The 3,852-nt window shown below is 63.3% G+C and carries 3 protein-coding genes; all 3 read right to left on the bottom strand.

From position 1 onward, the window contains the following. Positions 1–121: 121 nt before the first annotated feature. From F8N49_RS26375 to F8N49_RS26365, 3 genes are read right to left on the bottom strand one after another with little or no spacing between them, the layout of a single operon-like run. On the bottom strand, positions 122–1,222 hold the full coding sequence (locus F8N49_RS26375; RefSeq protein WP_071173419.1) for a DUF1513 domain-containing protein: 1,101 nt from the start codon (positions 1,220–1,222) through the stop codon (positions 122–124). A gap of 14 nt (positions 1,223–1,236) precedes the next feature. Then, positions 1,237–2,301, bottom strand: a complete 1,065-nt coding sequence (locus tag F8N49_RS26370) for an imelysin family protein (RefSeq protein WP_024014143.1) — start codon at positions 2,299–2,301, stop codon at positions 1,237–1,239. Between the two features lie 27 nt (positions 2,302–2,328). Next, positions 2,329–3,756 carry a di-heme oxidoredictase family protein gene (locus F8N49_RS26365; protein ID WP_151553185.1) on the bottom strand — a complete coding sequence of 476 codons (1,428 nt, stop codon included), beginning with the start codon at positions 3,754–3,756 and terminating at the stop codon, positions 2,329–2,331. Between the last annotated feature and the right edge of the window lie 96 nt (positions 3,757–3,852).

Here is a 3,852-nt window from a genome sequence, read left to right as displayed (position 1 = left end):
GAAGCGGCCCCCTGAATCCTTCAGTCATACCGCAATTGCAGTTTTAAGGGCGGCTGCGCCACCCAACGGGGATAAATCCCCTCGCCACAGGATCGGGGGCCATCTCAAAAATGAGCGGGTATCAGGCCATCAAGTGCAGATGGTTGTCCCAGAGCCCCGCCGGCAATTCCAGCGGCTTGGCCAGCAGCTGTTCCTGCCGGCAATCGTAGTAACGGCAACGGCCCTGACCCGAGGTCACGACAAAGCCATCCTTTACCGCTCCGACGCCGGCGCAATCCGGCAGCGGCGCATCGAGGCGCAGTTCGCCGCTGTCCAGATCCCAGATAAAGAAGCGATTGCCGCGCGGCGCTGTCAACGCGACCAGACGCAGGTCGCTGTGCACCGCGACGCTGGCGGTGTAGTGCCCCATCGCCTGCAACTGATCTTCCGCTACCGGGAACGCCACGAACGCTTGCCCGGGTCGCTTGATCGCCAACAGCTCCGAGCGCTCGTGGGACGGCCCCATGAATTGCTGGCCGGCGACGATGGTACCGTCACTGGCGATGCCCAGGTGGCGGACGCTGTTCATCTGCTGGGCGAGGGTTTCCTTGCTCAGCAACGTGCCGTCGCGCTGCATCAGCACCAGGCTCGGTTCCATGGCGTTGAGATTCATGTCGACGCGGCTTTCCGCCTCGGTGCGAATCCCGCCGTTGGCCACCACCAGCGTCTCGCCGTCGGGCATCCACGACACCTGATGCGGGCCGAGGCCATGGGTGGAAATCTCGCCCGTGTGCACCAGCCGCTCGCCTTCGAACTTGTACACGCCGAGCAGGCCACGGCCGGGATCGCTCGTGTCGTTCTCGGTGGCGTACAGGTATTCGCCGTCCTTGTGCACCACGGCGTGGCCGTAGAAGTGCCGGTTCGGCTGCGAGGTCACGGTCTGCAGCAACGTGCCGTCGCGCAGGTCGATCAGGTAACTCTCGGTTCCCGGACGTCGCGCAACGAACAGCGCCAGCGGCTGCGTCGGATGATTGATGATGTCGTGACAACGCTGGCCGACGTGGGTGGCGAACACCCGCGTACCGTCGAGCCGATAGCCGACGGCGTAATGCTTGCCGTCAGTATCGTCGCGCGCCGACAGCAGCAGCGGGCTCTGATCCTTGCGTTTGAACAGCGTCCAGCCGCCCAGCGTCACTGCTCCCAGCAGTGCACTACCTAAAGTCAGAACCTGACGTCGCAGCATGGCACTCGCCCTCATCAGTCACCGTCGTTGGCGTTGAAGCCCAGTTGGATGCCCAGCGCCTTGGCCAGCTCGCCTTCATGCAGGCGATGGACGACGTTGAGGCTGTCGTAGATATCGTTGAGTTGCTGGCGACCGGCGTCGTCTTCAAGCATTTCGCCGAGCGAACGCTGGGTGCTGTCGAACAGTTTCAGCGAAGCGGCGTAAGCGGCATCGATCTTGTCGGCCAACGGCTTCTGCTCGGCCGGCAGCAGACCGCGCAGGCCTTTGTTGTCGACGCCTTCCCAGACGGTTTTGGCGGCGGCAAGGCTGGCTTCCAGCGCCGTCAGCGACGACTGGCTGCGCCACGCATCCGCCTGGAATGGCTGCGGCACGCCTTTGCTCTGGCGGCCCATCGGCGTGCCGAGTTTTTTCTTCAGGGTATCCAGTGCCGTCACTTGTACGCGCAGCAGATCGGCGATCGCTTCGTGGGAGTCGGCGTAGCGCTGGTTGGGGAACTTGCTCATCTGCGCGAGCATGCCATCGGTATTGTTCCAGCCCTGCAGGATCTCTTCGGCCAGTTGCTTCTGGCGTTCGCCGATGGCGATCAGCAGCGGGCAGTATTTGGCTTTCTGCGCATCGTTGGCGACGTCAGGCTTGGCGTCGAAGAGGATGTATTCGTAAGCCGACAGTCCCTGCACCACGACGCTGGATTTGGCCAGCGCGGCGGCGTCGATCTGCGGCTGGGCGACGACCAGTTGCTCGACCTGACGGCCGACGAGGTTTTTCTTGTCCGGCCAGAACTGCACTTGCCACGAACGATTGCCTTCGGCCAGCGGACCGATCAGCAGCGGTTGCAGTTCGGCCCAGGCTTTCTGCGCGTGAAGGAAATCGGCACGGGCAGTTTCCAGGCTTTCCTTGCCCTGGCAATAGGCGAGGGCGCTGACCGCCAGTTGCCGGTCGGCTTCGACCCAACGGGTGTAGGTCGGCAGGATCACCGATTTGGCGATCGCCGCCGAAGTGACCGCTTGCGGGTCCTGCGGCGAGCAGGCGCCGAGGGCGAGCGCGGCAAGGCTGGTGAACAGTAACTTGGGACGGAACATGTCGGGCTCCCGATGTTTTTTCAGTATTTAAAGTGAGTTCAGAAACGCCAGCAACGCAGCGCGCTGCTCGGCATTGAAAGACAAAACCTGTTGCTGCACCGCCGTCGCTTCGCCGCCATGCCAGAGCACCGCTTCGAGCAGGTTGCGTGCGCGACCGTCATGCAAAAACTGGGTGTGACCGCTGACCGCTTGCGTCAGGCCGATCCCCCACAACGGCGGCGTGCGCCAGTCGCGGCCGGAGGCCTGAAATTCGGTGCGGTTGTCCGCCAGACCTTCGCCCATGTCATGCAGGAGCAAGTCGCTGTATGGACGAATCACCTGATTGGCCAATTCCGGTTCGGCGGCATCGGCGGCGGTGGTGTATTTCGGCGTGTGGCACGACTGGCAACCGGCCTGGAAAAACAGATTCTTGCCGGCCAGCACCTGTGGATCGTTGACGCCACGGCGCGCCGGCACTGCGAGATTGCGGCCGTAGAACAGCACCAGACGCAGGATGTTGTCGCTGACTTCCGGCTCGCCGTCCGGGCCATTACCGTTCGGCGCCTGTTTGCAGGCAGTCTGCGCCTCGGTGCAATCGTCGAACGGCCGCAGGCTGGTGGTCAGGCCCATGTCACCCGAGAACGCATGAACATTCTGTTGATTGAGATTCGGCTGCCCGGCTTTCCAGCCGAACCGGCCGATGACGGTCTTCTGCAACTGGTCATCCCAGACCTGGTTGGGCCGGCCGTTGATGCCATTGTTCTCTTTCGCCTGGGCGGCGGCGTTGGCGAGGATCGCTTCTTCGGGGATCGCTTCGAGCAGGCCCAGACCAATCATCGGCGGCGCCACCCGCGCGGAAAAACGCGTGTCCGGGTGCATCGGGCCGTAACCGAGTTGAGTGATCTGCAGGGTCGGTTTGCGCAACTCGACCTCGGTGCCGTCCTTGAAACGCACCTGCACTGGCGTGTAGTCGACCCGCACCTTGCCTTCCGGGACGACGCCGGGCACGGCCATGTCCTGGAACTGCCCGCCATACACCGGCTCCGGCACTACGCCGAGCTGTTCGATGACTTTGGCGTATTGCGGCGCGTCGGGAATCGACAGGCGCACCAGCATTGACACCGCATTGGATGCGTCAGGTGCCGGCGGATGCCCGCGACCGTCCTTGATGTGGCAGTTCTGGCAGGCATTGGTATTGAACAACGGGCCTAGGCCGTCGCGCGCCGTGGTGGTCGACGGCGCGATCACCCACGGGCTGCGAAAGAAACTGTTGCCGACATTGAAATCCACCCGCCGCGAGGGCGGCAGGTTGGCCGATGGCAGGGAGAAGGCGTTCTGATCGCTCTTGCGCACAGTCGCCGCACCGCCCGAACGCGCTTCCCCCGGCTCGGCCTTGGTGAAACGCGGGGCGTCATCGCAGGCACTCAGGCCCAGGGCCAGCAACAGTGCGGACAAGCGAAGCGGCAACGACAGCATCAGACATCCTGCAAACGGGCGAAAACAAAGGCGCAAAGTCTAACAGGGCGGGGGAGTTTGAATAAGAGGAATTATCGTTTGCTTGATGCAGCGCAA

Origin of the sequence: Pseudomonas sp. GXM4 (assembly GCF_008923895.1) — a bacterium.
Lineage (GTDB): Bacteria > Pseudomonadota > Gammaproteobacteria > Pseudomonadales > Pseudomonadaceae > Aquipseudomonas > Aquipseudomonas atacamensis.
The sequence above is the reverse complement of the archived record's forward strand: the minus strand, read 5'-3'. Positions and strand labels throughout refer to the sequence as shown.